This window comes from Yeosuana sp. (genome assembly GCF_057126245.1).
Window position 1 is genome coordinate 1 of the sequence record NZ_DBNGMQ010000103.1, and the last position, 4176, is coordinate 4176.

A 4176-nucleotide genomic window follows, 5' to 3' on the forward strand; every position below is an offset into this window, starting at 1 on the left:
GTATCCTTGGCAAATTATGGCATACCCGTAGATTTTGTGACGCGTTTGCCAAAGAATGATATCGGCGAATGTGCGATGATGGAAATGCGTAAACGCGGTGTTAATGTGGATAAAATTGTATGGGGCGGTGACCGTTTAGGGATTTACTTTTTAGAAACCGGTGCAGTAAGCAGAGGCAGTAAAGTAGTATATGACAGAGCGCATTCTGCTATTTCAGAAATTAAATCAGGTATGATAGATTGGGATAAGGTATTTGAAGGTGTGGAGTGGTTTCACTGGACAGGCATTACACCAGCCATCTCGCAAGGTGCAGCCGATGTTTGTTTAGAAGCAGTAAAGGCCGCAAGCGCCAAAGGGATTACCATTTCAACTGATTTAAATTACAGAGCAAAGCTTTGGAAGTATTGTGATGAAAAACATAGAGAATCGGTCATGAGTGAATTAACCTCCTACTGCGATGTCGTATTAGGAAATGAAGAAGATGCTGAAATGCACTTTGGAATCAAGCCAGAAGGCATCAGTGTACAAACACAAGGACACGATGTAAAAGCAGAAGCCTTCTTATCGGTATGTCAACAAATGATGGAAAAATTCCCAAGAGCTAAAAAAGTGATTACAACCTTAAGAGGGTCTATATCAGCATCACACAACACCTGGGCAGGCGTCTTGTATGATGGTAAGACAATGTATGAAACCCGTCAGTATCAAATAACAGATATCGTAGATCGCGTAGGTGGTGGTGATAGTTTTATGGGTGGCTTAATCTATGGCTTATTAACGTATCCAGGAGATGACCAAAATGCATTGGACTTTGCAGTAGCAGCCTCTTGTTTAAAACATACCATAAAAGGCGATGCGAACTTAGTTACGGTAGACGAAGTCAAGAAACTTATGGGAGGTGATGCTTCAGGAAGAGTAGCGAGATAAAAAATAAATCATTAAATTTCGATATAATTAGAAAATGGCACAATTCACAAGAATAGAAGTAGCAACAGCAATGAAAGAAACAGGGATGATTCCTTTATTTTTTCATAATGATATAGAGTTAAGTAAAAACATACTCAAAGCTTGTTACAATGGAGGTGCAAGATTGATGGAGTTTACAGCAAGAGGTGATTTTGCTCATGAAGTTTTTGCCGAACTTACAAAATATGCGATTAAAGAACTTCCCGGAATGATTATGGGTGTGGGTTCTGTAACCGATGCCGCTGCTGCATCACTGTATATGGCCTTAGGCGCCAACTTTATTGTAACACCTGTATTACGCGAAGATATTGCTATTGCCTGTAACCGGCGAAAAGTATTATGGTCTCCTGGTTGCGGCACCTTAACCGAAATCACCAAAGCCGAAGAGTTGGGTTGTGAAATTATAAAATTATTCCCGGGAGATATTTACGGTCCGCAGTTTGTAAAAGGTATTAAAGGCCCACAACCATGGACTAACATTATGCCAACTGGAGGAGTATCACCAACCGAAGAAAACCTGAAAGGATGGTTTGATGCCGGTGTGACTTGTGTTGGTATGGGTTCCCAATTAATCTCAAAAGACATTATAGCCAATAAAGATTATAAAAAACTTGAACAGCAAATTAAAGCAGCTTTAAACATTATAAAGGCTGTTAGGAAATAAATAATATCAATATGAGACGCATGAAGTACTTAAAATTTGTTTTAACAAAAATTCTAATTTTATTTTTTATTTTAAATACGTCTCATGTTACGTATTCACAGGAAAGAGGCTCCTTAACTTCAGAAAAAAAAATAGATAGCCTACTTTCTCTACTTACCCTTGAGGAGAAAGTAGCCATGGTACATGCGCAATCAAAATTTAGCTCACCAGGTGCAGATCGATTGGGTATTCCAGAACTTTGGATGTCCGATGGTCCACATGGTGTAAGAGCAGAAATAAATTGGGATAATTGGGGTTACGCTAAATGGACGAACGATTCTATAACAGCGTTTCCGGCACTAACTTGTTTGGCAGCGACGTTCAATCCAAATTTATCCGCAGACTATGGTTTTAGTATTGGTGAAGAAGCGCGCTACAGAAAAAAAGATGTGTTACTTGGGCCAGGCGTTAATATTTATCGTACACCTTTAAATGGTAGGAATTTTGAATACATGGGTGAAGACCCATATTTAGCATCTAAAATGGTAGTGCCTTATATCCAAGGCGTTCAAAAGAATGGCGTTGCGGCCTGTGTAAAACACTATGTGCTAAACAATCAAGAACTTTGGCGAGGTCACATAAATGTTGAAGTAAGCGACAGAGCTTTATACGAAATTTATTTACCAGCCTTTAAAGCAGCCGTTCAAGAAGGAAATGTCTGGTCTATTATGGGGGCGTATAACCAGTTTAGGGGTCAGTTTTGTTGTCATAATGAATTGTTGTTAAATAAAATTTTAAAAGAAGACTGGCAATTTGATGGAGCTGTGATTACAGATTGGGGCGCTACCCACGATTCAAAACAAGCTGCTTTATATGGTTTAGATATTGAAATGGGTACAGGAACGAACGGATTAACAACAAGTAAAGACAATGCTTACGACTATTACTATTTAGCGAATCCGTTTTTGAAATTATTAAAAGATGGCGATGTTGAAGAATCGGTATTAGACGATAAAGTTCGTAGAATTTTAAGGTTAATGTATAGAACCACGATGAATTCTAATCGTCCATTAGGTCGAATGAATAATCAGGAACATTTAGATGTCGCAAGAAAAGTTGGTTCTGAAGGTATCGTGCTTTTGAAAAATAATGAATCCTTTTTTCCAATAAACCCAGATAAAAAATTAACAATTGCTGTTATAGGTGAAAATGCCACAAGGCAAATGACGAAGGGTGGAGGTTCTTCAGAATTAAAAGCTAAAGATGAGGTTTCGCCTTTAAGAGGTATAACAGAACGTTATAAAAATGCGAATATTATTCATGCTATAGGTTATGCTTCAGGACCTTCAGCATATGGTCGTGTCTTACCTTCAAAATTTAATGCAAATATCTTAAAGCAAGAAGCACTCGAAGCTGCTTCAAAAGCTGATGTTGTTTTGTTTGTGGGTGGATTAAATAAAAGTCATAATCAAGACTGTGAAGGTGGTGACAGACAATCGTTAGAGTTGCCTTTCGGACAAAATGAATTACTTGATGAGTTGATAAAAGTAAACCCTAATTTAGGTGTTATCTTAATTAGCGGAAATGCGGTTGCTATGCCTTGGATTCCAAAGGTTAAGGGCGTTATGCAAACATGGTATTTAGGGAGTGAAGCCGGACATGCTATTGCAGATATTGTTAGTGGTGATGAAAATCCATCAGGTAAATTACCATTTTCATTTCCTAAAAAGTTAAAGGATAATGCGGCTCATTATTTTGGCGAACTTTCATATCCAGGAGATAGTATTAATCAGATTTATAAGGAAGATATTTTAGTCGGCTACCGTTGGCATGATACCAAAAACATTGAACCGTTATTTGCTTTTGGACATGGGTTGTCCTATACTTCTTTTAAAATTTCAAATGTAGAAACCGATAAGGTTAAATATTCAAAAACAGATACTATTAAGGTAAACTGTAAGGTTGAAAATACAGGAGAAGTTTCAGGTTCAGAAGTAATTCAAATCTACATTGGTAAGCCAAAATCTAAAGTGAAAAGGGCTGTGAAAGAATTAAAAGGGTTTCATAAAGTTGAATTATCCCAAGGCGAAAGTCAAAATATTACTATTACTATAGCTATTTCTAAATTGGCCTATTATAACGAAACCATTTCTGACTGGACACTTGAAAAAGGCGATTATATGGTTTATATTGGAAATGCTTCAGATAATATTATTGAAAAACTTAAGATTAAAATTGAGTAATGTGTAAATAAAGTTTTGACTACTATGTCTTTCGATATATAAAAGAAACGGATCGTTTAATGTTCAAATTAGATCATTCACAGCTTCAGTGTTAAAAATTTATCTTATCAAAATATTTGGGTGTTTGTTGTTATAGAAAAATAACTCAAATAAAATTTAATACATACATTTATAAACTAAACTAATTTTAACCACTAATTATGACATCAAATTTTGAATTTTGGGATTACTTTATTTTTATTGCCTATGCGGTATTAATATTGGGAGTAGGACTTTGGGTTTCCAGGGATAAAAAGGGCCATCAAAAGAATGCTGAGGATTACT

General features: G+C 36.4%; 3 protein-coding genes. All 3 read left to right on the forward strand.

Annotation, left to right across the window (positions count from 1 at the left end; all coding sequences use genetic code 11):
* On the forward strand, window positions 1-927 hold a 927-nt coding region (locus AC15TD_RS13910; protein ID WP_484452747.1), incomplete at its 5' end, for a PfkB family carbohydrate kinase.
* 34 nt (window positions 928-961) lie between these two features.
* Entirely contained in the window at window positions 962-1630 is a 669-nt protein-coding gene (locus tag AC15TD_RS13915; RefSeq protein WP_484452748.1) for a bifunctional 4-hydroxy-2-oxoglutarate aldolase/2-dehydro-3-deoxy-phosphogluconate aldolase, read from the forward strand.
* Window positions 1631-1641: 11 nt separating this feature from the next.
* On the forward strand, window positions 1642-3852 hold the full coding sequence (locus AC15TD_RS13920; protein ID WP_484452749.1) for a beta-glucosidase: 2211 nt from the start codon (window positions 1642-1644) through the stop codon (window positions 3850-3852).
* The last annotated feature ends 324 nt before the right edge of the window (window positions 3853-4176 follow it).